General features: G+C 72.3%; 20 protein-coding genes. 14 read left to right on the top strand and 6 right to left on the bottom strand.

Annotated features, from left to right (window positions below):
- Positions 1 to 198: 198 nt before the first annotated feature.
- Both ACFYVL_RS02970 and ACFYVL_RS02965 read right to left on the bottom strand, forming a co-directional pair.
- A complete protein-coding gene (locus ACFYVL_RS02970; protein ID WP_389240991.1) occupies positions 199 to 1,539 on the bottom strand; it encodes an esterase-like activity of phytase family protein in 1,341 nt (446 codons plus the stop codon).
- A 248-nt stretch (positions 1,540 to 1,787) separates the two neighbouring features.
- On the bottom strand, positions 1,788 to 2,657 hold the full coding sequence (locus tag ACFYVL_RS02965; protein WP_389240990.1) for a hypothetical protein: 870 nt from the start codon (positions 2,655 to 2,657) through the stop codon (positions 1,788 to 1,790).
- A gap of 222 nt (positions 2,658 to 2,879) precedes the next feature.
- Here ACFYVL_RS02965 and ACFYVL_RS02960 point away from each other — a divergent pair, with 222 nt between their 5' ends.
- The gene (locus ACFYVL_RS02960; RefSeq protein WP_389240989.1) at positions 2,880 to 4,217 is read left to right on the top strand and encodes a cytochrome P450; all 1,338 of its coding nucleotides are present in this window, start codon (positions 2,880 to 2,882) and stop codon (positions 4,215 to 4,217) included.
- A gap of 28 nt (positions 4,218 to 4,245) precedes the next feature.
- Here the strand turns inward: ACFYVL_RS02960 and ACFYVL_RS02955 are convergent, their stop codons facing one another.
- Complete coding sequence (locus ACFYVL_RS02955; RefSeq protein WP_389240988.1) at positions 4,246 to 4,500, bottom strand: hypothetical protein; 255 nt, start codon at positions 4,498 to 4,500, stop codon at positions 4,246 to 4,248.
- Between the two features lie 94 nt (positions 4,501 to 4,594).
- On the opposite strand from ACFYVL_RS02955, the gene ACFYVL_RS02950 reads away from it, so the two are divergent.
- From ACFYVL_RS02950 to ACFYVL_RS02935, 4 genes are all read left to right on the top strand, one after another.
- The gene (locus tag ACFYVL_RS02950; protein ID WP_389240987.1) at positions 4,595 to 5,377 is read left to right on the top strand and encodes a class I SAM-dependent methyltransferase; all 783 of its coding nucleotides are present in this window, start codon (positions 4,595 to 4,597) and stop codon (positions 5,375 to 5,377) included.
- Positions 5,378 to 5,526: 149 nt separating this feature from the next.
- Positions 5,527 to 6,588, top strand: coding sequence for a methyltransferase (locus ACFYVL_RS02945; RefSeq protein WP_389240986.1), 1,062 nt, complete (start codon positions 5,527 to 5,529; stop codon positions 6,586 to 6,588).
- A gap of 74 nt (positions 6,589 to 6,662) precedes the next feature.
- The gene (locus ACFYVL_RS02940; RefSeq protein ID WP_389240985.1) at positions 6,663 to 7,271 is read left to right on the top strand and encodes a GNAT family N-acetyltransferase; all 609 of its coding nucleotides are present in this window, start codon (positions 6,663 to 6,665) and stop codon (positions 7,269 to 7,271) included.
- Positions 7,272 to 7,469: 198 nt separating this feature from the next.
- Positions 7,470 to 7,805: a peptidase inhibitor family I36 protein gene (locus tag ACFYVL_RS02935; protein WP_389240984.1), complete on the top strand. Its 336-nt coding sequence runs from the start codon at positions 7,470 to 7,472 to the stop codon at positions 7,803 to 7,805.
- Between the two features lie 154 nt (positions 7,806 to 7,959).
- Here ACFYVL_RS02935 and ACFYVL_RS02930 read toward each other — a convergent pair whose 3' ends face one another.
- Positions 7,960 to 10,026, bottom strand: coding sequence for an ATP-binding protein (locus tag ACFYVL_RS02930; protein WP_389240983.1), 2,067 nt, complete (start codon positions 10,024 to 10,026; stop codon positions 7,960 to 7,962).
- Positions 10,027 to 10,178: 152 nt separating this feature from the next.
- Positions 10,179 to 10,313 (bottom strand): hypothetical protein, encoded by a 135-nt coding sequence (locus tag ACFYVL_RS02925; RefSeq protein ID WP_389240982.1) that lies wholly within the window; start codon positions 10,311 to 10,313, stop codon positions 10,179 to 10,181.
- Between the two features lie 664 nt (positions 10,314 to 10,977).
- Between ACFYVL_RS02925 and ACFYVL_RS02920 the strand changes: the two genes are divergently transcribed.
- Positions 10,978 to 12,039 carry an AraC family transcriptional regulator gene (locus ACFYVL_RS02920; protein WP_389240981.1) on the top strand — a complete coding sequence of 354 codons (1,062 nt, stop codon included), beginning with the start codon at positions 10,978 to 10,980 and terminating at the stop codon, positions 12,037 to 12,039.
- 100 nt (positions 12,040 to 12,139) lie between these two features.
- Here the strand turns inward: ACFYVL_RS02920 and ACFYVL_RS02915 are convergent, their stop codons facing one another.
- Positions 12,140 to 12,814, bottom strand: coding sequence for a DedA family protein (locus ACFYVL_RS02915; RefSeq protein WP_389240980.1), 675 nt, complete (start codon positions 12,812 to 12,814; stop codon positions 12,140 to 12,142).
- A 340-nt stretch (positions 12,815 to 13,154) separates the two neighbouring features.
- On the opposite strand from ACFYVL_RS02915, the gene hemA reads away from it, so the two are divergent.
- The 8 genes from hemA to ACFYVL_RS02875 all read left to right on the top strand — a co-directional run bounded on the left by hemA (position 13,155) and on the right by ACFYVL_RS02875 (position 22,907).
- Positions 13,155 to 14,372: a 5-aminolevulinate synthase gene (gene hemA / locus ACFYVL_RS02910; protein ID WP_389240979.1), complete on the top strand. Its 1,218-nt coding sequence runs from the start codon at positions 13,155 to 13,157 to the stop codon at positions 14,370 to 14,372.
- Complete coding sequence (locus ACFYVL_RS02905; RefSeq protein ID WP_389240978.1) at positions 14,369 to 14,980, top strand: GNAT family N-acetyltransferase; 612 nt, start codon at positions 14,369 to 14,371, stop codon at positions 14,978 to 14,980. Before hemA ends, ACFYVL_RS02905 begins: the two co-directional genes overlap by 4 nt.
- The gene (locus tag ACFYVL_RS02900) at positions 14,977 to 16,158 is read left to right on the top strand and encodes a Gfo/Idh/MocA family oxidoreductase (RefSeq protein WP_389240977.1); all 1,182 of its coding nucleotides are present in this window, start codon (positions 14,977 to 14,979) and stop codon (positions 16,156 to 16,158) included. The genes ACFYVL_RS02905 and ACFYVL_RS02900 overlap by 4 nt, the downstream gene beginning before the upstream one ends.
- Complete coding sequence (locus tag ACFYVL_RS02895) at positions 16,155 to 17,399, top strand: MFS transporter (protein WP_389240976.1); 1,245 nt, start codon at positions 16,155 to 16,157, stop codon at positions 17,397 to 17,399. The genes ACFYVL_RS02900 and ACFYVL_RS02895 overlap by 4 nt, the downstream gene beginning before the upstream one ends.
- 37 nt (positions 17,400 to 17,436) lie before the next feature.
- Positions 17,437 to 18,345 (top strand): LysR family transcriptional regulator, encoded by a 909-nt coding sequence (locus ACFYVL_RS02890; RefSeq protein ID WP_389240975.1) that lies wholly within the window; start codon positions 17,437 to 17,439, stop codon positions 18,343 to 18,345.
- A 654-nt stretch (positions 18,346 to 18,999) separates the two neighbouring features.
- Positions 19,000 to 19,758 carry an iron-containing redox enzyme family protein gene (locus ACFYVL_RS02885; RefSeq protein ID WP_389240974.1) on the top strand — a complete coding sequence of 253 codons (759 nt, stop codon included), beginning with the start codon at positions 19,000 to 19,002 and terminating at the stop codon, positions 19,756 to 19,758.
- A gap of 55 nt (positions 19,759 to 19,813) precedes the next feature.
- Entirely contained in the window at positions 19,814 to 21,094 is a 1,281-nt protein-coding gene (locus ACFYVL_RS02880; protein WP_389240973.1) for a pyridoxal phosphate-dependent aminotransferase, read from the top strand.
- Between the two features lie 16 nt (positions 21,095 to 21,110).
- The gene (locus tag ACFYVL_RS02875; RefSeq protein ID WP_389240972.1) at positions 21,111 to 22,907 is read left to right on the top strand and encodes an FAD/NAD(P)-binding protein; all 1,797 of its coding nucleotides are present in this window, start codon (positions 21,111 to 21,113) and stop codon (positions 22,905 to 22,907) included.
- The last annotated feature ends 2 nt before the right edge of the window (positions 22,908 to 22,909 follow it).

Genomic DNA, 22,909 nt, shown 5'->3' with positions numbered 1-22,909 from the left:
GGCGGGCCGCGGGCGGGGCGGCCGGGGGTGCGGCGGCCGGCCGCCCCCCCCCGGGGGGGGGGCCCGGGCCCCCCGGCCCGGGCCCCCCGGCCCTCCCGCTTCCCCCCGTCGGCTCACGCGGGACCCCCGTTCCCCCGTCCCCCGTTCCCCCGTGAGCCTCCCCCTCCGTGCGGCCCCCGTTCCGCACGGTCCATTGGGTCAGCGCAGCGCGTGCGGCAGCCGCACCTTGACCAGCTTCGTCTCGATCCCGCTGTCGACCAGGCGGCCCTTGGCGTCGAAGGCCTTCGGGCCGTCGCTCATGCCGAAGTCGTTGTCGTTGAGCAGGACCAGGGTCGAGGAGCCCTCGACCGCGATGCCCTCGATCTTGCCGGGCACGCCCTTCACCTTGTTGAGGTCCACCACCAGCCGCTTGCGCAGCACCGGGACACCGGCGGCGGCCGGGTTCTCCAGCTGCTCCAGCGAGGGGCTCGTCGCGGACTCCCAGCGCGAGCGCAGGATGTCGGCGGACCTGTGCAGCCTGACCTCGTACAGCCGGGCGGACTTGTCGGTCCGCTCCTGGACCATCAGCCGGTCCCCGCCGAGCGCCACCAGCGCGGAGATCTTCAGCTCCGAGGTCTTGGTCTGTCCCGGCTCGACGACGCCGACCGGGTCGAACCGGTACGCGTACTCGGCCGTCACCCGGTTCTGGCGGGGCGAGAAGCGCAGCAGCCGGGTGTTGCGGGAGTCCTCACCGCCGGCCTTGTCCGGGTTGAGCAGCGGGCTCTGCAGCCCGAGCACGAGGTCCCCGCCGGGCAGCAGCGCCAGCCCCTCGAACCCGCGGTTGATCTTCCGCTTGAGGAAGACGGCGGGCAGCGACTCGACGACCGGGTAGTCGGCCCCCTTCAGGTTCAGCCCCTTGGGCACGTGGCGGGCCAGCACCCGGCCGCGCGACGAGACGTGCACCAGCGAGGGGCCGTACTCGTCGACCAGCCAGAAGCTGCCGTCCCGGTCCCGGACGAGACCCTCGGTGTCCAGCCCGTTCGGGTTGTAGGCGAGCGGGGTGGAGGCGTCGTAGTTGTACGGGGCCTCGTCGCGGCCCTTCTGGTTGGGCAGACCGGTCACCGGCGCGCCGGACGCCGTGGTGATCGGGAGGGACTCCAGCACCTGGATCCGGCCGCCGACGGCGCGGATCTTCACGATGGCCGGGTTGAAGCCGGGCACCGGGAAGGTGCGGCGCTTGTCCTTGCCGACCTCGATCTGGCCGTTGGGCCCCCGGTCGGTGACCGTCCAGTACTCGCCGTGCCGCCCCGCCGGGTACAGGTCGCTGCCGATACCGCCCAGGTCGACCCCGCGGTCGTCCTTGACGCTGCCGGGTATCAGCCGGTTGCTGAAGGAACCCAGCGGAATGTCCGGCAGCGTCGAGGTGGAGACGACCCGGGGGTCGTGGTGGTGGTGCCGCGCCGGGGTCGCGTCGGCGGTCCCCACGACCGTCGAGAGCGCGAGCACGGTGGACAGCGGCAGCACCACGGCGGCCGGGCGGCGCAGGAGGCGCGGATTCATCTGAACTCCCTTGTACTGAGCACATGGTGTACGCCCATGGCTGCGCCCCCATGCTCCGCAGCCCCGCGCAACACGGAACAACGCGTTCATGACGCCGGGGCAATCCCCAGGTGAACGCCCGCCCCCGGGTGAACGCCCGCCCCCGGGTGAACGCCCGCCCCCGGGTGAACGCCCGCCTCCCCGGGGACGGGCGTTCACCCGGGTCGTTCACCTCGGGCGTTCACCAGAGGCCGGTCCTGGTACCGGTCCTAGTACCGGTCGAGGATGAGCTGCGTCTTGAGGATGTCGCCCTTGTACAGCCAGCCCTTGGAGTCGGCGAGCGCGATGGCGTCCTTGTGCAGCGTGGCCGCGTCGGTGCGCGAGTCCGTCTTGAACGACAGCTCGACGACGTACTCCGTACCCGTACCGCCGGCCCCGACGACCGGCAGCACCTCGATGCTCGCGTCGTCGGAGGCGCCCCAGGCGCCGCCGTACACCTTCGCGGTCACCGGGCCGTGCGCGCGCGAGGCGCCCAGCTTGCCCGCGCCCCAGCCGGCGGACTTCCAGTCCTTCAGCTTGCCGGGGACGTCGTTGACCAGCCAGCCGCGCCCGGTGTCGCCGGACGGCAGGGAGGTGCCGGGGTAGTCGCCCGCGCTGCGCTTCTTCTCGTTGCTGAAGCTGAGGGTCTGCTTGCCGTAGCCCCAGTCGACCTCGGCCTTGTAGTTGGTGTCGGAGCTGCTGAAGCCCGCCGCGTTGGCCGCGTTCAGGGCCGCGTCGATGTTCCCGTCGGTGACCGGGAAGCGCTTCTTGTACGTCTCCTCGAAGGACGAGCCGTCCTTGTGGCGCAGACGCACGCTCCAGCCCTCGGCGTCCAGTGCCCGGTCGTCGGTGTCGTAGTAGCTGTACGAACGGGCCTTGGCGGACCCCGTGATCCCGAAGGCGGACTTCACCGCCGCGCTCGGGGCGTGCGACGAGTCGAGCGCCGCCACCGTGAGGTTGATCTTCACCTCGTAGGAGGGGACGGCGTTGCCGGCCGCCTGCGCCGGGGAGGCGGGGGAGAGGAGCGCGGCGGAAACGGCGAGGGCCAGCACCGAACCGACGGTGGCGGCCGGGCGAAGGGCCCGAGAAGTTGTGGTCATGCGGCTGACGATCACGGCCCCGGATGAGATCCGGATGACCCCTGGACGTGGAACCGGTGAACCGGGGGCGTCGGGCGGCGGCCGGCCGGTCCGCACCGCCCGCGAAGGGGCCGGGGCCGGCGGGCGGTGGCGTGGGTGCCGGAGTCCGGGCGGTTTTACCGAACGTGCCCGAGCCCGTACATTCCGTGGGGCAGTGCCCGGCAGGCGATCTGGAGGCGGACCATGGAGACCGAAGCGGCCGGAACGTCCCGGCGGGAGGCAGGTCCGCGGGGGCCGCGCACCGAGGGGCGGCCGGTGCCCGGGATCGGGGGCGAGGCCGTGGCGCGGTGGCGTGCGGGCGGCGGGCAACTGGTCGAGCTGCTGGCGGAGGTGCGGGAGCGGTGCGGCGGGGTCGCCGCGTTCCCCCACGGGGCGGCGGCCACCGTGCTCGTGACCGACCCGCAGGCCGTCCAGCACGTCCTGGCCCAGCACCCGGACCGCTACGTCAAGCGCTCCCACCGGGCCCGGCTGCTGGTCGGCGACGGCGTGCTCGCGGCCACCGGCGACGCCTGGAAGCGCCAACGCCGCCTGCTCCAGTCCCAGTTCACCGGCCCCGGAATGCGCCGCTACGAGCACCGGATCACCGCCGCCGCCCGTACCACCGCGGCACGCTGGGACGCGTACGCCCGTACCGGGGAGAGCTTCGACGTCGGGTACGAGATGCGCAGGTTCGCCCTCGACGCGATCTGGCGCTCCCTCACCGGGCACCCGCTCGACGACACCACCGCGGACGTACTGACTTCGGTGGGGGCCATCGCCGAGGCCCTGCCGACACTGCCCGAAGATGCAGCGAGCGCCCGGGACGCGGTGGCCGAGGACCTCGCCCGGATCGACGCGCTGGCCCGGCACGCCATCGACGCCGCCCGCGGCGGCGAGGCGGGAGCCGACGGCCCCGGCCTGCTGCACGTCCTGATCCAGGCGGGCGCCGAACGCCCCGAGTACGACGACCGGTTGATCCGCGACGAACTCGTCACCCTGCTCGCGGCCGGGCACGAGACCACCGCGACCACCCTGACCTGGCTGTATCTGCTCCTCGACCGGAACCCCGGCGCCCGCGAACAGGCCCTCGCCGCCGGGCAGGAGGGCTCCGCGGAACGCCGCCAGGCCCTCCAGGCCCTGGTCCACGAGACACTCCGGCTCTACCCGTCCGCCTGGATACTGCCCCGGCACGCCGCGGAGGACGACCTGCTCGGCGGCTTCGCGATCGAAGCCGGTACGGACCTGCTGGTCTGCCCGTACCTCACGCACCGCGACCCCGAACTCTGGCCGGAGCCCGAACGGTTCGACCCCCGGCGCTTCGCCGCCCCGGACAACCGGCCCGCCCGGCCCGGCGCCTACTTCCCCTTCGGCATCGGCCCGCGCGCCTGCCTCGGGCTCCAGTTCGCGCTGCGGGAGACGACCGTCCTGCTGGAGCACCTGCTGCCGGTGCACACACCGGTGTTCTCCGCCGTGCCCACGAGGACCGTCTACGGCATCACGGTCCGCCCTGACGGGCCCGCCCCCGCCACGCTGAGGACGTGAGGGGCCGCACCCGGCGGGGCGGGAGCCGTCAGTCCGCGATCCGGGCGCTCAGCCCGTACGTCAGTTCCGCCCCGTCGACGAGCAGGGCCTCCACGGTGCGCGAGGCCGGATCGATGTCGGCCTCCAGGCCCTCGCCGACGTAACGGGGGTATCCCGAGGCGCCCGTCTCCCCGGTCGCCTCGACCACCGCCGAGCGGACGGCCGCCCCCTCGGCGGCCGTGCCGCCGCTCTCGATGTGCCCGGGAACCAGCAGGACGGTGAACTGCGGCGGTTGCGTCGTCATGGTCCGACATTCAAGTCCCTGAGTCCCTCGGGGGCGCGGCAGGCGCGCGGAAAAGCACCTGCACCGACCGTGCGGACCGGGCAGGATGCCCGTCATGGCGAGTCGCGCACTGAGTTTCGGAGTCATGGCAGAGGCGTACGAACGGTTCAGGCCGGGGTACCCCACGGAGCTGTACGACATGGTGCGGGCCTACGCGGGCCGGCCCCTGCGGACCGCGCTGGAGATCGGCGCCGGGACCGGCAAGGCGACCCGGCTGTTCGCCGGACAGGGGGTCGAGGTCACCGCGACCGAACCCGACGCGCAGATGCTCGCCGAACTGCGCAGGCACGTACCGGCGAACGTCCGCGCGGTGCGGGCCGCGTTCGAGGACCTGCGGCCGGGCCCGGAGCGGTACGGGCTGGTCTGCGCGGCGGCGGCCCTGCACTGGACCGACCCCGAGGGGCGGTGGCCGCGCGTGGCGGGACTGCTGGAGCCGGGTGGCGTGTTCGCGTCGTTCGGCGGGCAGGTCCACCTGGCCGACCCCGCACTGGAGGCGGCGGTACGCGCGGCGCGTGCACCCCTTCTGGAGAGCGACGAGGTCCCGTCCCCGGACGGCACGCCCGCGGACCGGGCCATGCAGTGGCCGGGCACGGAACTCATGGCGTCCGCGTGGTTCACGGACGTCCGCCAGGAGCTGATCGGACGGACCCTGACGATGACCGCCCCGGACTACGTCGGCCACCTCGGCACCGTCTCCGCCTACCTCGTACTGCCCGACGACGTACGGGAGGAGGTGTTCGCCCGGATCGCGCGCGTCCTGCCCCCTACGGTGGAACTGACCTCCGACATCACGGTCCACCTCGCGCGCCGGAACGAGGAGGAGGGGCACGTGGAGTAGGGCCCCGGCTGACCGTGGCGGGTGCCGCCGAGCACGGGCGGCGCGCGCACCGAAAGCCTTCCGGAACTCCTGGCCGGGTGCCGTCCGGCCGGGTGAACCGCGGTCGCGCGCACCCGGCCCCGTACCCCTCGGGCCGGTACTTTCGCGCCATGATCCCCTCCGCGCCCGACCCCGTCCCCACCCCGACGGCCCCCGCACCCGCCGTGTCGATGCTCCGGCTGCTCGGCGGGTTCCAGGTCTCCCAGGCCCTGTACGTCGCGGCGCGCGCCCGGATCGCCGACCGGCTCGCGGACGGACCGCGAACGGTCGCCGAGCTGGCCGAGGCGGCGGATCTGCGCCCGGAACTGCTGCGCAGGCTGCTGCGCACGCTCGCCGCCGAGGGCGTGTTCGGGTACGACGAGCCGCAGGACCGGGTGACGCTCGGCCCGCTCGGCCACACCCTGCGCACCGGTGCGCCCGGGTCCGTGCGCAATGTGGCCCTGATGTGGATGGAGACCCACTACCGTCCCTTCGCCGGGCTCTGGCAGACCCTGCACGACGGCATCCCCGCGGCACAGGCGGAACTGGGCATGCCGTTCTTCGACTGGCTGGGAAAGGACCCGGCGCGCATCGCCACCTTCAGCGGCGCGATGGGCGACATGATGCGCACGGTACGGGCCGACGCGCTGGCCGCCGTGCGGCTGGACGGCGTCCGCACCCTCGTGGACATCGGCGGCGCCGACGGCACCGCGCTCGCCGAACTCGCGCTGCGCGAACCGCGGTTGCGCGGCACCGTCTTCGACCTGCCGCACGTGGTGGCGGCGGCGCCCGCCCTGCTGCGCGACCGCGGCGTGGCGGACCGGATCACCACCGAGGGCGGCGACTTCTTCACCGCCGTACCGGCCGGCGCCGACTGCTACCTCGCCTGCTTCGTCCTGCACGATTGGAACGACGCGCAGGCCCTGCGCATCCTCGGCCGGGTCCACGAGGCCGCCGCCCCGGACGCCCGGCTCCTCCTGGTGGAGACCGTGGTCGGCGAGGGCACCCCGCCGGAGGTCGCCACCCTGCTCGACCTGACCATGCTGGGGATGCTCGACGGCCGTGAACGCACCCGCGACGACTGGCGCACGCTGCTCGCCGACGCGGACTTCCGGCTCGACCGGGTTCTCGCGACGGGCGGCCCGATGTGCGTGGTCGAGGCCACCAGGATGCCCCGCACCGCCCGTGTCTGAGTGTCCGTCAGGCCGTTGCGCCGGCCGCGTGGCCCCCTCGTCGTCGCAGTTCGGCGGGTGTGCAGAATGGGGCCATGCCGATAACGATCACCCCTCGGACGGCCACCCTCGACGACGCGGCGCGGATCGGCCGCACCCTCGCCGGAGCCTTCCTCGACGACCCGATGATGTGCTGGTTCTTCGCCGACGCGGCGACGCGCGAAGCCGCGCTCGCCCGGTACTTCCGCACCCTGTTCACCCGGCAGTACGTCCACCACGGCGTCTGCGAGCTCACCGGCTCCGCGGTCGCCTTCTGGGTGCCGGCCGAGGCGCAGGCCAAGGCGGTTCCCGATGCGGACACCATCGAGGAGCTGAAGGGCATCCTCGGGGACGGCGTCGCCCGGTTCGGTGCGGCGGTCGAGACCGCCGCCGGGCACGCCCCGGGCGAGCCGCACCGGTCGCTGTCGCTCATCGGCGCCGACCCCGCCGCCCGGGGCCAGGGGCACGGCGCGGCACTGCTGCGCTCCGGCCTCGCCCAGGCCGACGCGGCGGGACAGGCCACCTATCTGGAGTCCTCCAAGCCGGACAACCTGCCCTTCTACCAGCACTTCGGCTTCACCGTGCGCGAGGAGTTCGCCCTGCCGGGCGGCGGCCCCGTGCTGTGGGGGATGTGGCGCGAGCCGCGGCGCCCGGCCGACGCGTAGCACCGGGCGGCCGAACGGCTGAACCGCGGGCGGCCTGCGGCAGCGGCCCTCCACGACCGGGCATGGTGGGCGCAAGGAGGACGAGCGCGGGGGCGGTGGAGGTTGGCCGAGGGGGTCAAGGAGATCGTTGACCCCTTCGATCGCGCCCTGGCAGGGTCGTCCTCGTCCATGATCCATAGGGAAACAGGAGCACCACCCTTGAGGACGAAACTGATCGCGCTCGGTGGAGCCGCGCTCATCGCGCTGCTGCCCGCCGCCACCGCGCACGCGGCCGACTCGCCCAGCTGCCGCAACGGCTCGGTGTGCACGTGGTCCCAGAACGACTTCCGCGGCACGAAGCGCACCAGCGGGCTCAACCCCTCGCCCGGCTGCAAGGCGTGGAGCGGCAAGACCGTCTCCAACCAGACCAAGCGGACGATCCGTGTGTACAGCGACGTCTCGTGCTACGGCCAGTACGTCGACATCAAGTCGAAGCACTGGGGCGAGACCAAGCCCAGTTCGACGATCAAGTCCATCGCGGTCCTGGGTCCGTGACCGCCGCCTCCGGCATCCGGTAGGCACCGGGGATCCGCATGTACGGGGTACGGCCCCGGCCACCGCGACGTGGCCGGGGCCGTACCCCGTGGTCGTGCCCGCTGCGGCTGCCGCTCACCGGAGATGCCGCTGCCGGTGCGTCAGGGGCGTGCGGTCACGGACCGGCGATCCGGCCGGAACGGGCGGCGGAGTCGGCGGCCGGGTCCGCTACCGGGTCCGCGGTGGGCTCGGCGGTGGCCTCCGCCGTCTCCGCCGCCTCCGCCGCCGGTTCCGCGCCCCGGTCCGGGGCCTTCGCCGGGGCCGGGATGCGGGGCGGCGGCCCGCAGGGCAGGGACGGCGCGGCCGGACCGCCGGACTCGATGTCGCTGATCAGCTGCCGCAGGGCGATGTAGCCGTGCGGGGTGGGCAGCCGGTCGTCCAGCGTGGCGAGCGTGCGCTGCGCGCGGCGCCAGGCGCGGGCACTGTGCCGGTCGTGGTGGTCGACGAACGCGCGCGCGTAACGCGCGGTCACGCAGGCCCAGTCGTCGGTGTGGGAACCCGGGTGGGTGAGGGCCCGCCGCGCGCTGACCCGCGCGAGGCCCGGGGCGAACGACGCCTGGGCGAGCGCGGCGGCAGCCTGGCTGACGGCCGGGGACGGACCGCCCGTCGCGTGGTACGGAATGGTGTCCGCCGCCTCCTGGAAGTGGGCGGCGGCGGCCCGGTGGTCGTGCTGGTGCAGGGCGAGAACCCCGTGCACGTGGGAGATCCGGCCGAGGGTGGCGCTGTCCGCGGCCAGCACCGCACAGGCCCAGGCCCGGCCGAGCAGGGTACGCGCGTACTGCGGGTCGCTGCCCGCGGTCAGCCACGCGGCCAGCAGCAGGGCGGGTGCCGTCCCGGGCCCGTCGGGCAGCCGCCCGTCGAGCAACTGCCGCAGGTGGCCCAGCCCTTCCTCCGCCCTGCCGTGCACCGCCCACCAGAACCACAGGCTGGTGACCGTCCGCAGCGCGGCCTCCGCGTGGTCGGGGTCGCCGAGCGCGTACCGGATCGTGGCGCTGAGGTCCTCGCGTTCGTCCTGCACGAGCAGGGCGGCCTGGCTCTGGCAGCCGTTGTCCCACAGGTGCCCGGCGGCCACCGCCAGATTCCGGTAGTGGATCAGGCGCCGCTCGTACGTGGTCGTCAGCTCGCCCGCCTCCCGCAGCCGCTCCATGCCGAAGTCCCGTGCGAGGCGCGCCATCCGGTACCGGGGCTGGCCGGGGCCGCCCGGGTCGTGCACCGCCTCCAGCACCCCCAGCGCGACCAGCTGCGCCAGGCAGCCCGGCACCTCCTCCGCCCGCACCCGGCCACCGGCGCACATGAACACCGCCGTCGCCTCGGTGAACGAGCCGATGAAGACGCTGGACCGGCCCCAGACGATGCGCAGGTTCTGCTCGCAGAGGGTGTAACTGGCGCCGATCGACTCCCGCAGCGAGCGGTGGCGGCGCAGGACGCGGTGCGGGCTGGTCGGCCAGCCCTGGTTGTCGCCGAGCAGTTCGGCGAGCCGGCGCACCGAGTAGTGCCGGGTGTGCTCGGCGGCGAGTTCGATCGCCAGCGGATTGCCCTCCACGAGGCGGCAGATCAGCTCCACCCACCGCAGCTCGGAGTCCTTCACGCGCAGGTCGGCCGCCATCCGGGCGCGGGAGAGGAAGAGGTCGACCGCCGGGGCCCGGCGGCGGCGCCCGTTCGGCGCCTCGACGGCGAGCGGAGCGGGACGCAGCACGTGTTCGTCACCGAGGCCCAGCACCCGGCGCGAGGTCACCAGCACGCGCAGCCGCGGCGCGGCCATCAACAGGTGCTGCACCAGGCCCATGCACTCGGTGTGCACCGGGTCGACGTCGTCCAGGACGAGCAGCGTCGGGGCGGTGGGCAGATGGCGGAGCACATGGCCGATGTGCGTGGAGGGCGGAGTGCCGATGCCGGTCAGGGCCCTGGCGACGGCGCTGGTCAGGGCGTTCGGGGCGGCGGGCCCGCTGCCCTGCCACCGGGCCTGGACGACGTGCTGCCAGGGCCGGTCCGGCATGGTGGCGACGACGGTGGCGGCCAGCCTGCTCTTGCCCGCCCCCGCCGGTCCGGCCACCGTGACCAGCCGCTGCCCGGCCAACAGCCCACGCAGGGCCGCCACTTCCTCCGCGCGGCCGACCAGCCGGCCCACGTGCCGGCCCTGGGCGGCGGCCGGGGCGTGGGCGCCACTGGTGCTTGTCCACATTGCTTTGGTTCTCCCCTGTGATTCGACGATCCGGGGCGCGGCGTGCGGCCCCCTGCGCGCCCGTCCCCCGGCGCGGTACGTCCTCGTGCTGTCTGCGTGCGTCTTCTTCCCGGGCCGTTGTTCCCGGGCGGTGCGGCCGGCGTCGCGCGCGGTCAGGCGCGGTGCGCCGGCTCCGGGGCGCCCGGCCGTCCGCCCGGGGTGTCCGGTCTGCCGGGCAGCTCGCGGTTCTGGAGCCGCCACAGCGTGCACACGGTGTCGTAGATGGGCGTGGCACCGCGGGTGCGCACGCCGCCGCCGTCCTTGTTCCGGACGCCCGGCGGCGGCCCCGGAGCGTGGGTCAGGGGTGCAGAAGCGTTTCTCTTATGCATAACCGATTCAACGCGCGGAACCGCGTCCGGATTCGGCTTGGGCCGACCGGGGTGCGTGTCGCGGCCTGCCCCTTCGCTCGACGGCCACTTCGGCGGCTCGCGGCGCCCGGCCGGGCGCGCGGGGCGTCCCCGTCGGAGGAACGCTCGCGCGCGCCTTCGGAACCGGCCGTCAAACGCATGTCCTGTCCGCGTGGCGAACCTCCCTTGGTGCTCGGCGCGCGCGACGGTACGAAGATCCGCCGGACGTGAGCCAGACTCGTCCCCGCCTGCAGCGGTGCCGCCGATCGGCACCGGTGTGCGGTGTGGTCAGGGGTGCCTTCCGTAGTCGGCGACGGAAGGCACCCCGTCGAAACGGCACGCCACGGCCGTACGCATCACCTGGTGACGGCACGCCACGGCCGTACGCATCACCTGGTGGCCACACGAACGGATGGCGATACCCGCTTTCCGTGCCGAAGTTCCCGCTTGCCTCGCACACTTACCCGACGATCAACGAGCCGATCATCAGCGCCGCTCGGGGCCACCCCGGGCGCGCGGCGCGCGACCGGCACCACAGCGGTTCGACGGGGACGGGGACGGGGAAATGACGCGGGATTCGCAGGGCAGCACGCGGCGGGACGCGGGCCGGGACGAGCACGGGGAGAGGGCCCCGGAGGCGGGCGAGGGGGCGGAGCGGGCTGTTCCGTGCGGGTTCGGGGCGAGTACCGCCGAAGAGGCCGAGTACCTCATGCACCAGATGTTCGCCCACCACCGGAAGCTGACCGTGCGGTTCGACAAGCGAATACCGGTCCGCTTCGGCGCGCACATCCTGGCCACCGGACCGGCGCACCTCACCCGCATCACCATGTCGTGCGAGCTGGACCTCTTCGCGTCCGAACTCGGCCTGTACTACGCGGGCGCCGTCCGCAGCGGCCGGCTCTCCATGCACCAGAACGGTCAGGACGTGGTGCTCTCGCCGCACCACGACAGCCCGATCCTGCTCGATCCGCGGGCCCACACGACCATCCTGCACGGCCCGCCCGCCGAGTTCTGCGTACTGGGCATCGAGCCGGCCGTGCTCGAAAGCCTCCTCGCCGAGCACCTCGAACGCCCGGTCAAACGGCTGCGCTGCGACAACACCACCACTGCCGGGACCGGCAAGGGGCTGGTCCCGGACCGGCTGATGCGGCTGCTGGAGGACGAGGTCACCCGCCCGACGGGCCTGCTGGACCCGGGGCCGGTCGCCGACCGGCTGTGGGAGACGGTCATGACATCGCTCCTGTACGGGGCCCGCCACCAGTACAGCGAGGAACTCCGCACCCCGACCGCCAGGCTCAGCCCGCGCACCCTGCTGCGGGCCATCACCGCGATGGAGGCGGACCCGGCGCACCCGTTCACGCTCGACGAACTCGCCCGTATCGCCAACGTCGGCCCCCGCGCGCTGCAGAACGCCTTCAGACAGCACCGCGGCACCACCCCGCTCGGCTACCTGCGCAACCTGCGGCTGAGGGCCGCGCACGAGGAACTCCTGAGTGCCGAACCCCCGGCCACGGTCAGCGAGATAGCCGCCCGCTGGGGCTTCGCCCACCCGGGCCGCTTCGCCACCCTCTACCAGCAGCACTACCACCGCCCTCCCTCGCGCACCCTGTACCAGGGCGGCCGGTGACCCACGAGGCGGGGGAGCGGGTGGCGTCCCCGGCCACGGGGTCGAATGCTCGGTCGGGTGGGGCGGTCGGTGGGTGAACACGGTTGCGGGGAGGGGACGTTCAGGCACTGACCTTCTGGTGGGCGTCGGCCGTCCGGTGGGCTTCGGGCTCCTGGCGGACATCGGCCGCCTTCCGGGCGGAGCGGGCTCGCACCATCCGTACGCCCTCGTGCAGCACGGTGATCGAGAAGGCGAGTCCCAGTCCGAGCGCCACTCCGAGCAGCGGCTCGTCCTCGAAGGCGGCGCCGCCCAGGTAGCCGAGGCAGGCGGAGTAGACGGCCCAGGTGGAGGCGGCGACGGCGTCGTAGCGGGTGAAGGAGCGGCGGGGGAAGCCGGTGGCTCCGGTGGTGAGGGTGGCGGCGGTGCGTCCGCCGGGGATGTAGCGGGCGACCACCAGCACGAGGCCGCCGCGCTCTTCGAGGAGCGTGCCGACCCTCGTGTACGCCTTGTGGGTGCGGCTGCCCGGAGTGAGTCTGGCGAAGATCTTCTTGCCGGAGGTGCGGCCCACCGCGTACGAGATGTGGTCCCCGGTGAACGCGCCGAGGGCGGCGACGAGGATCACCAGCGGCAGCGAGGGGTCCCCGGTGGCGGCGGCGAACACTCCGAGCGTGATGACGAGGGTCTCGCTGGGGACGACGGGGAAGAACCCGTCGAGAGCGGCGATGGCGAAGAGGACCACGTAGACCCAGGGCGTGGTGACGAATCCTTCTACGGCTTGGACGATGGCTTCGTTCATGGGCACCACCGTAGAAATCAGCGGAGCCGCGGTCTGTGGACTTTCGGTCCGGACCGCACCCCACTTTCGTCAGGGTCGGGGCGCGAACTCCCCTGCCGGACAGCGGGCGCGGCCCGTCGGCCGAGACATTCCCGCAAGGACGCCGTCACAGGGAATTCACGTCCGGACGGTGTGACTGGCATCTCAGGCGCCGCCGCGCGCGGCGGTGACCTGCGGGCATACGGATACTGCATAAGAGATGCGGGCAATCGGTTTTGCGGGGGCCGTGTGCGCTGTATGTAATCCCATCGTTTACAGGTTTCGTGCGACCCGGTGCGCACGTCAGTTGCAAGGTGATGGAATGTACGAGCTCTATCTTTCGGAAAAGCTGGACAAGCTCAGACGCGACGGCCAGTACCGGTCCTTCGTGGAAATCAACCGCCGCGCGAACGCGTACCCGAAGGCTACCCGCCGCACGCCCGACGGACGCACCCAGGACGTGACCGTGTGGTGCAGCAACGACTACCTGGGGATGTCCCAGCACCCCAAGGTGGTCGCGGCGATGCACCGGGCGATCGACGAGTACGGGGCCGGCTCCGGCGGGTCGCGGAACATCGGAGGCACCCACTCCCACTACGCCGCGCTGGAAGCCTCGCTCGCCGAATGGCACCACAAGGAGGCCGCTCTGGTATTCCCCACCGGATACAGCTCCAACGAGGCGACCCTGCAGTGCCTGCTGCGTCAGCTGCCCGATCCCTTTGTGGTCTCGGACGAATTGAACCACGCATCGATCATCAACGGAATTTGCAGCACAAAGGCGGACCGCGCGATATTCCGCCACAATGACGTGGACCATCTGGAAGAGATACTCGCCGCCCAGCCCCTGGACCGGCCGAAGATAGTCGTCTTCGAGTCCGTCTACTCCATGGACGGCGACGTCGCGCCCATCGAGGCGATCGTCAAGCTCGCGCACGAGTACAACGCGCTCACCTACCTCGACGAAGTCCACGCGATCGGCATGTACGGCCCCCGGGGCGCCGGCATGGCCGCCCAGCTGAACGTCGACCACCTCGTCGACATCATCCAGGGCACCATGGCCAAGGGCCTGGGCGTCATCGGCGGGTACATCACAGCATCGACCACTCTCGTCGACACCGTCCGCAGCTTCGCCTCGGGCTTCATCTTCACCACCTCGCTGCCGCCCGCGGTCGTGGCCGCCTGCCACGCCAGTGTGGAGCACCTGAAGACCTCCACCGCCGAACGCGACGCCCTCCAGGGCAAGACCGCCCTCCTGCGCGCCGCCCTGGAAGCCGCCGGGATCGAGGTCATGCCGCAGAGCACGACCCACGTACTGCCGGTCCTGATCGGCGACTCCGAACTGTGCAAGCGGTCCGCCGCCCGCCTGCTGGACGTGCACGACGTCTATCTGCAGCCGATCAACTCGCCCACCGTCCCCGTCGGCACCGAGCGGTTCCGCGTCAACGTGACGCCGCACCACTCCGACGACGACATCGCCCACCTGGTCCGCAGCCTGGACGAGGTTTTCACCCACTTCGGCGTCCACGGGAGGACCGCGTGACGACAGCGACCACCACCCCCCTCGTCCGGGCGGCCGAGCCCGCCGACATCGACGAACTCATCCGGCTGCGCGCCTACTTGCTGGATGGCGACGGACCCGACGACGACGGGAGAGCCGGCCCTGGGAGCGGGCCGGGCGAGCAGGGCAGAGGCGCGGCGGACCGCGGGGGCGGCTCCGTACCCCTCCCGTACACCGCCACCGGCGCGGCGGCGCGTGCCGCCTGGCGGGCCGGCTACCGGGCCTGGCTCCAGGAGAAGCTGCCGCACGACGCCGAGGTGTGCGTCGCGGTCGCGCCCGGCCCCGGCCGGCTCCGCGCCTGCGCCCTCGCGGTGCTCGACCAGCGGCCCCCGTCGCCCGCGTACCCCAGCGGCCGGGCCGCCTGGATGCAGACGCTGGTCACCGATCCGCGCGACCGGGGCCAGGGGCTCGGCACCGCCGTCGTCGACCACCTCTTCGACTGGGCGCGAGCGCGCGGGGTGGACGTCGCCGTGATGCAGAGCGCCGACGGGGCGGTGGAGTTCCACCGCCGGGCCGGCTGGCTGCCCACCGGCGAGGGCCTCTACTACCAGCCGGTCGCCCCGGGCCGGACGGAGGACCGAACCCCGTGAACGACAGGAACACCAGGAACCCCGCGGAAGCCGTGCACCTCGCCGACGTGCGGGACCTCGGGGAAACCGTGGAGCCCACGGACGCCGGGGACGGCCCGAGCACCGTCAAGGTCCTGATCGCGGGCATGGGTTACGCCGGCACCCGCTTCCGGAACGCCCTGCGCAGCCTCTCGGGACCGCACGAGCTGGGCCCGCACATCGAGATCGCGTACCACGCCCGGCACCGCACGGTCGAGGACATCCCGTACTACCCGACGGTCGAGGGCGCGCTCGACGACTTCGCGCCCGACCTCGTCGTCGTCGCCGTGACCGACTCCGCGCACGCCGAGATCCTGACGCGGCTGGGGGGCTACCGGGGCTTCGTCCTCGCCGAGAAGCCGCTCACCTCGGTCCACGACGACCTCGACGCCGTGACGGAGGCGCTCTCCGAGGTCTCCGGGTTCGCCCTCGACCTGGTGGGCCGGTACTCCGAAGCGAGCACCGCCCTCCACGCGTACGTGCACCGCCACCGGCTGACCCTGGTGCGCGCCCACGCCACCTGGGGCAAGAACCGGATCAACGACCACCGGCCCACGGTGGGCGTCACCAGCGAAGTGATCCACTCCCTGGACCTCGTCCAGCGGCTCGGCCTCTACGGCCAGCACCTCCAGTTGGAGAACGCCGTCGGTGTCACCTCCGACTACTCCGTCTCCGGCCCCGAGGTACTGGACAGCGTCGCGCTGACCGCCCGGCTGGGCGACGCCGTGGTCAGCGCGTACAGCAGCTTCGTCAACGTCACCCGGCAGCGCACCATCGACTGCGTCTTCCGCGACCAGGAGGGCGGACTGGTCTACGCCGCGGCGGAGTACTCCAACCCCACGTGGGACGCCGACCAGTTGCGGATCTGGCGGGTGGTGGACGGCCAGGAGGAGACGCTCTGCGCGGTGGACACCCGCCACGACCCCGTGCCCGAAGGGCTGGACACCATCGTCGGACTGCGCCGCATCGTCGCCGACGCCGTACGTTTCGCGCACCACCGGCAGCGGCCCGTCGTGCCGTTCGCCGGGATCGAGGAGTCCGTACGGCTTCAGCGCCTGCTCAACGACATCGAGCGGTCGGCCCTGCCGACCGGACCGGCCGGCTACTTCCCGCACGGCCGGCAGACCACCGCGGAAACGGACCTGGAGCGCCTGGGATGAGCACCACGGAGAAGTCGGCCACCGGGCCGCACGCACCCACGAACGCACCGGGGGAGGAGAGGGCGGCGGGCCGCGGCAGGTTCATCCCGCTGCTCGCGCTCGGCACGTTCGCCCTGGGCGTCGACGCCTATGTGATGGCCGGACTGCTGCCCCAGGTGTCGCGGGACCTGAACATCTCGGCGTCCTCGGCCGGCCAGATGGTCACCGTCTTCACGCTCTGCTACGCGCTCGGCGGACCCGTCTTCGCGACCGTCCTGGCCAAGCGGTCCGCGAAGGTGCTGCTCGCCGTCGCCCTGGTGGTCTTCACCCTCGGCAACGCGCTGACCGCCCTCGCCCCCTCCCTGGCCGTACTGCTGATCGCCCGCGCGGTGGCGGGCATCGGCGCGGGCGTCTACTCGCCCATCGCCGCCGCCACCGCGGCCGGCCTCACCACCCCCGAGCGCCGCGGCCGTGCCCTGGCCACCGTCATGGGCGGACTGAGCATCGGTACGGTCATCGGCGTGCCGGCCGGCATGCTGCTCGCCTCCGACGTGGGGTGGCGCGGCACGATGTGGCTGATCACCGCACTGGGTGCGGTCGCGCTGATCGGCATCGTCCGGCTGCCGAGGATCGAGGTGAGCCCGCCGCCCCCGCTGGGCCGCCGGGTACGCGCGCTCGCGAGTGGCCGGGTCGCCGGCATCGTCACCGTCTCGCTGCTCGGCGGCATCTCCAGCCTCGGCCTGTACACCTACCTCGCCGAGTTCCTGGCCGACGCCGCACACACCGATCGGACGGTCTGGGCCATGTGGGCCTGGGGCGCGGGCGGCATCCTCGGCAGCCTCCTCATCGGTCCGGTCGTGGACCGCACCCGCCGACCCTTCGCCGCGGTCACCTGCATCCTGGTGCTCATCGTGGTCAGCCAGGCGGTGCTGCCCGTCGCCGCGCACACCGCAGCCGCCCTGGCGGTGGTGCCCCTGGTGATCTGGGGCGCGGCCGGCTGGGCCGTACAGGTGCCGCAGCAGCACCAGCTCATCGCGGCCCAGCCCCAACAGGCCACGGTCGCCGTCTCCCTCAACAGCTCCGCCGTCTACCTCGGCAGCGGCATCGGGTCCGCGCTCGGCGGAGTCGTGCTGGGGCTGGGCACCGACGCGGCGGCGCTGCCCTACTGGACGGCGGCCCTCACCGCCCTCGCCCTCGTCCTGCACCTGACCGTCGTACGGGGCGCGACCCGGCGCGGTGAGAGGGCCGCCACAACCCCCTGAGCTGGGAAAACAGTCGAAAATGGCTAGCATTGGGGCCATGGATATCGGTTTGCAGCACCTGAGATGTTTCCTCACCCTGGCGGAGGAAAAGCACTTCACCTGGGCCGCCGACCGTCTCGGCATCTCGCAGCCCACCCTGAGCCGGCACATCCAGCGGCTCGAAGGGGTCCTCGGCCAGACCCTGTTGGACCGCAGCACCCGGCACCCCCGGCTCACCGCCGAGGGCGACCGGCTGCGGGCCGATCTCCAAGTCCTGCTGCCCCAGCTCGAAAACGCGCTCCAGCCCGCCGAGCCGCAGCCCTCGCTGCGGCTCGGCTACGCGTGGGGCTTCCCCCTCCAGCGCGGCCGGCAGGCGCAGGCCATGCTGGAGGAGCGGCACCACGTCCTCGTACAGATCGTGCGCAGGGACGACCGCACCGCGGGACTGCGCGACGGGTCCGTCGACGCGGCGCTGCTCTGGGGGGCGGTGCGCGACCCGCGGCTGGTGACCACCGAGATCCTGCGGGAACCGCGCATCGCGGCCGTCTCCCGCAGTTCGACCCTGGCCGCGCGCGACCGGGTCACCTGGCGCGACCTGGGGCGCCGCTGTCTGGTCGTCAACACCGTCAGCTGCTCGCTCACCCCGCAGGACTGGCCCGCAGACGCCACCCCCGAGATCGGGGCCGAGGCCGCCAACATCGAGGAGTACCTGCACGCCGTCGCGGCCCGGCGCGGGGTCGGCCTGCTCCCGGTGTCGGTGGCCGCGCAGCACCCGGACCCGGACGTCCTGTACCTGCCGCTGACGGGCGCCCCGCCCGCCGTCCTCACGTACGCCTATCCGCGCAGCAACCCGCATCCCTCGGCGGCCGTCTTCGGCCGCGCGCTGCGGGAGGGCCGGACCGCCGAACGGGCCCCCGCCCGGCCCGACCTGCCGGAGGCCCGGCTGACGGCCCCGGCGGAGGCGTGAGGGGAGTGCCGGGCCAGGGCTCGGGCGCCTCTTTCGGAAAGCGTTCGGACGCCCTGCTTCCGCGATGACGGCGCTTACATCGCTCGCAAGGGCGCGATCAGGACGACCGGTCGCGCATCCGGCGGTCGTACGGGCACCCGCCCCTCCGGCCGCCCCGGCCCGCCGGGGAAACCCGCAGTTGGGGCCCGGTGCCGCCGTCGAACGATCGCCATCGCGAAGAACGAGTGTGCGAGCGAAGGGAGTTCTCCGCACGTCGGCCCCCGTACGAGCGGTGTCCTGATCTCCACGGCGGTCCTGTCCTGAATCGCGGTGTTGATAGTTGGTGGGCGCATTCGTTTCCGCAGACCAGGCGCTCCGATCCCCCTGTGCGCCTCCCCCGTGCGCCCGCCCGGCCCGCGTTCGTGCTGGCAATGGCGAGTTTCCGTCCTGTGGGGCCCAAGATCCGTCCGTCAGGATGATCGTGACGGGTCGGCGGCAGGCACGCCGACGAGTGGAGGAACGGTGCAGCACTCATCCGGGTCCGCAAGGAAACGGGTGGAGGAGCCCTTCTTCTCCCGGTCCGATCCGTGCATCGACCAGTTGCGTTCCCGTTCCATTTGCTCGGCAAAGTCGTTCCGTCAGTCAACCGCGCCTGAAAACAGAGTGGACACACGAATGACAACGTTTCCCAGCACGGCCATCCACGACTCGGTCACCACGCTCATCGACGACCTGGACCGGCACCCGGTCTACGAGAACGAGTACTTCAAGCTCCTTGAGGGAACGCCCTGGACCGGTGACGCGTTCGACTTCCACCGGGCGAACTTCTACCACCGCACCGAAGGCACCGTGAAGGGCATAGCCCACGTGTGCGCCCAGGCCGCGGCCCACGACGACATGGACACCCTCGTCCTGTTCTCGCACATCCTCAACGAGGAGACCGGCGACGGAAACCGGGCGCACTGCCACGAGGTGCTGATGGAGAACACCCACAACCTGCACGGCCAGGTCGAGTTCGGGGTGGCTCCGATGCTGGTCAAGGAGGCGCGGGAGAGCAAGCTCGTCATCCCGGAGACCCTGGAGTACCGGCAGCGCACGCTGGACCTGCTGACGGCCGGCTACCACAGCATGCTGGGCGTCGCGATGGCCCTGGAGTCCCACGCCGACCGGATGCTCAAGATCTGCCGCACGGCGTTCCGCAACACCAACAAGAACCTGCCGCAGGACAAGTTCGTCCACGACGTCGAGGTCTACTTCAACGTCCACGTCGGCGACGCGGGCGTCGAGGAACGCCACGCCGCGGACGCCAAGAAGTGCGTGGTGAACAACTGCCACAGCGAGGCGGACGTGGCGGCCATCGCCGCCGCCGCGACGGAGACGCTGGACATCCAGCTGCGCATGTGGAACGCGATGCACAAGGCCGTCACCAACTGAGTCAGCGGTTCCCCGAGGCTGCCCGCACGACTCCAGAGAGGTAGACCGCACGACTGTGCAGAAGAACCGAGGAATCTCCCGCGCCATCCTGAACATCCCGGAATCGGTGACCCACGGCACCGCCGCGAAACTCCTGGCGATGAACAGCACGCTCGCCCCGGAGGACCAGGTCATCGACCTCAGCATCGGTGCCCTGGACACGCCCGCCGACCCCCGGATCGACCGCGGCGTGATCGACTTCATCCGCACGCGGCCCGAGGTGCTCCACGCGTTCGCCCCCATCAAGGGATTCCCCTTCCTGCGGGAGTCCGTCGCGGCGCGCGTGAACCGCCTGCACGACATCTCCTACGACCCGGAGACCGAGATCCTGGTGACGCCCGGCGGCGTCAAGGGCTCCATCTCCGTGGCCTTCCACGCCCTGCTGGACCCGGGCGACGAGGTCGTCGTCCCGGTGCCCAACTGGCCCCACTACGGGGACATGGTGCTGCTCCACGAGGCCGTGCCGACGACGGTCCGCGTCACTGCCGAGGACGGGCTGACGGCGCCGGCCCTGGAGCAGGCGCTCAACGACCGCACCAAGATCGTGGTGCTCGGCGACTGCGTCAACCCGACCGGCAAGATCTACTCCACCCAGGAGCTCTCCGCGCTCGCCCAGGTCCTCGCCCGGCACAACCAGCGCCGCGAGGCCGACGGCGCGAGCCCGGTCTACGTCCTGTTCGACTGTCCCTACGAGGCCCACGTCCTGGGCGAGCGCGCCCGGACCTTCGCCGCCATCGAGGCCACCCTCCCCGACGGGACCCCCGCCCCGATGCGGCCGTGGACGCTGACGGTGACCGGCCCCGGCAAGACGTACGGCATGCACGGCGACCGGATCGGCTACCTGTGCGGACCGCCCGACATCGTCGAGGCCGCCGCTCGTGCCCAGGTCAACCTCACGTCGTTCGCCTCCACCTACGGCCAGGTCGCGACGCACCTCGCGCTCCAGCCGGACATGGACGAGGTGGCCACCGAACGGGCCAGGTCCGCGCGGGCGAACCTGGAGGTCATGCTCCGCGAACTGGAGTCCGTGCCCGCACTGCGGGTCAGGCCCCCCGACGGCGGCTACTTCCTCTTCGTCGACCTGTCGCACTACGCCCACGCCTACCAGCAGCACGGGTACGTCACGGCGGACCAGTTCCTGCTGGAGGAGGCGAGGGTCGCCACCATCTGCGGCAACCACTTCGCCCAGGAGAAGGAGTTCGACCACTACGTACGGATCAACTGCGGCCGTACGGGTTCCACCCTGAGCCAAGCCGGCACACGCATCAGGGGTGCCCTCAGCCGTCTGGAGTCCTGAGCTGAAAGCCAACACGGTGGGAACTGTCAGGTACGGCGTCATCGGCACCGGATTCGCCGGAACCTGCGCGCTGTGGCACCTGGTCCGAGAACTGACCGCTCCCGGCCGTCGGTCCCCGCTCTCCCGTACGGCGGTCTCGATCGCCACGGTGGAGCGGGGGCCGGTCAGCGGCCCCGGATACCCCTACGCCAAGGACAACGCCCAGCTCGGGCACCGGTGCAACAACGAGGCGAGCACCATGGGCATCCATGGCAACGACTTCGTCGACTGGCTCGCCGAGAACAAGCCCCGGCTCGTCGCCGACCACCCGGAACTCGTCCTGGAGACCCACCCCGGGACCGATCTGGAGCAATGGCGGCCGGAGAACGGCGAGTTCTACCCGCGCGCCCTGTTCGGCCTGTACCTGGAGCACCGGTTCCAGGACGCCGTGCGGACCGCCCGGGAGCACGGCATCGACGTGCGGCAGTACACGGAGCACGAGGCCGTCGACGGGTGGAGCGCGCGGGACGGCTTCCGCGTACGGCTCCGCGACCTGGCGACGGGCCGCGAGTTCGACCTGGACGGGCTGGACCGGGTGCTGCTGAGCACCGGGCACTGGCAGTCCGCGCAGGGCGACCCGCTCGCGGAACACCCGGGCTACTTCGCGGCGCCCTACCCGCCGGGCAGGATCCTGCCCGCCGTCGCCGACCGCGTCCGCGCGCGGCGCGGTGCGGGCGACCGTCCGCGGGTCTACGTCCAGGGCATGGGGCCCAGCGGCATCGACGCCGTCATGACCCTGTGCGACGAGGGCACGTTCACATACACCGCCGACGGACACATCGACTCCTACCGGCCCGCCCCGACGGCCGGGGGGACGGAACCCCTGCACATCGTCGTCGGGTCGCGCTCCGGCTTCTTCCCACCCGTCCGGGGCCCGCTCACCGACCACGAACCGCACCATCTCACCCCGGACGCCCTGGCCGGCATCCGGAGCGAGAACCGGGGGCAGCTGCGGCTCGAACCCGTGCTGGACCTGCTGGACAAGGACCTGCGCCGGGCGACCGACGGGGCGCTCGGGTGGCACGACGTGGAGAAGCCCCGCTTCGCCTCGGCCAGGGAGAAGCTCGAAAGCGACCTCCACGACGCACGCCACGGCAACCTCGTCTACACGCTCGTCCTGAAAGCACGCCGCATGTGCTTCTACCGGGAACTGACATCCGCCGACAAAGCACTGTACGACCGGCATTTCGACACGCACTTCATCCGCACCGCGGTACCGATGCCGACGGCCAACGCGGAGAAGCTGCTCGCCCTCATGGACGCCGGCGTCCTGTCCACCGTGCGGCACGGCTACGCGGACCCACCGGTCGGCGTGCACGAGGACGGCGGATTCGTGATCGCCCACGAGACGGCCGACGGGGAGCGGTCCCGGCTGCGGGCCGACTGCGTCGTACGGGCCAAGGCGCACGACTTCGGCCTGGAGCGCCACCCCTCGCCCCTCGTGCGCAACCTGCTGCGGCGGGGCGAGATCGTGCGCCACGAGGAAGCGGGCTACGCCACCGGCGGACTCGCCCTCGACCCGCACGGCGACTACCGGGTGACCAGGCGCGTGGGGGGAATCACCGGCCCCTCGCCGCACCTGTCGTCGTACGGTTCCCCCGTCAGGTTCTGGCAGACCGAGAACAACTACGCCGGGGCCTTCGTGCGAGCCGCCCAACAGGTCGCCGCCGACTGGGCCCAGACCGCGAGAGGAATTGCGCAGCAGCCCCAGAACCCCGAGAGCACCCCCGTCCCGGACGACTCAGAGCTGATCACCACCGAAACACGGAGCTGAAC

The sequence above is a fragment of the Streptomyces sp. NPDC004111 genome, assembly GCF_042874215.1.
Taxonomy (GTDB): Bacteria; Actinomycetota; Actinomycetes; order Streptomycetales; family Streptomycetaceae; genus Streptomyces.
Note: the sequence above shows the minus strand (reverse complement) of the source record. Positions and strands in the feature narration are given on the sequence as shown.